Source organism: Cryobacterium inferilacus, from assembly GCF_019599185.1.
GTDB lineage: Bacteria > Actinomycetota > Actinomycetes > Actinomycetales > Microbacteriaceae > Cryobacterium > Cryobacterium inferilacus.
Map to the genome: position 1 here is coordinate 1 of NZ_JAIEUL010000057.1, position 1,226 is coordinate 1,226.

The 1,226-nt window shown below is 61.7% G+C and carries 1 protein-coding gene; it reads left to right on the forward strand.

Annotated features, from left to right (window positions below):
* The first annotated feature begins 136 nt into the window (after positions 1-136).
* Complete coding sequence (locus K2F54_RS18865) at positions 137-1,153, forward strand: hypothetical protein (RefSeq protein ID WP_220607393.1); 1,017 nt, start codon at positions 137-139, stop codon at positions 1,151-1,153.
* Positions 1,154-1,226: the final 73 nt, after the last annotated feature.

Genomic DNA, 1,226 nt, shown 5'->3' on the forward strand with positions numbered 1-1,226 from the left:
TTGAGACAATAAACGTGGCCCTCAAAGCCGCCTGAAACCACTAACCCTTTGAGTCAACTGAACTCGGGGCAGTCCCAACGAGCTGAGCTCCACCGACTCGTTCGGGACCTTTACGAACACGTTTGACGCGTCTGGCGTGCTCACCAGCACCCAGTACCCCAAGAGCGGCACGTATCAGACGACCAGATATGCCACGGACGCCCAAGGGCGCCGCACCGACACCTGGCTGCAGTCCACAAACCCGGACAACTCCACCTGGGCTGGCCACGAGGTCACCAGCTACGACACCTCGGGACGCGTGAAGCAACTGACATCATCCACCAACGACAACTCCGGCACCCCAGCCGGTATCGTCGTCGTGTTTGACACGGTGTACTGCTACAACGAGGCCTCAGCCGCCCCCACCTGCGCCACTGGCGCGGCTACAGACCGAGCCAAACTGCAATGGTCCAAGAACAACCTCACCAACCAGGTCACGGCATACACCTACGACACGTCCGGCCGGGTCACTCAGGTCGCCCAGTCGGGCGGTACTGACGGCAACAGCACGTTTGCGTTCACCTATGACGCCCGCGGGAACCGGCTCACTCAAGTGGTCACCGGCTCGAACCCGTCCTCTCAGACGCTGACGTACAACGCGGCCAACCAGATCACGACCGCGGGGTACACCTACGACGGCACCGGTAACCTCACGGCAACCCCGACCGCCACCTACACCTACAACAGGTTCCAACAGATGACGAGCGCCACCACCGGGGGAGTCACGTCGACCTACACCTACGCTGGTGCCGACCAGAAAATGGTGCTGACCGAGACCATCCCCACCCGGACATACAAGCTCGGCTACGGCAAGAACGACGCCAACGGCAACCCGCAGGTCACCACCTACACCGTGAACGGAAACGGAGCACACGTCTACAGCGACCCGGTCACCGGACAGGCTCTGATGCTGACCACCTCCACCGGCGTCAACGGCATCTACGTCTGGGACGGACTCGGCAACCCAGTCGGCCTGCTCGTCGACTTCTCGAGCAACGTGTTCACTTACGACTACGACCCGTACGGCGTACAGGTGCTCAAAGCCGGCGGAACCGGAAACGGCGCAGCACAGAACCCTTACGCCTTCAAAGCCGGTATCAACGACCGCGCCTGAGTATTTGCGGGTTTGGGGGCCAGTGAATATTGCCTTCGGGGGCCACCGGTATCGCCTTTGGGGGCCACGCAGT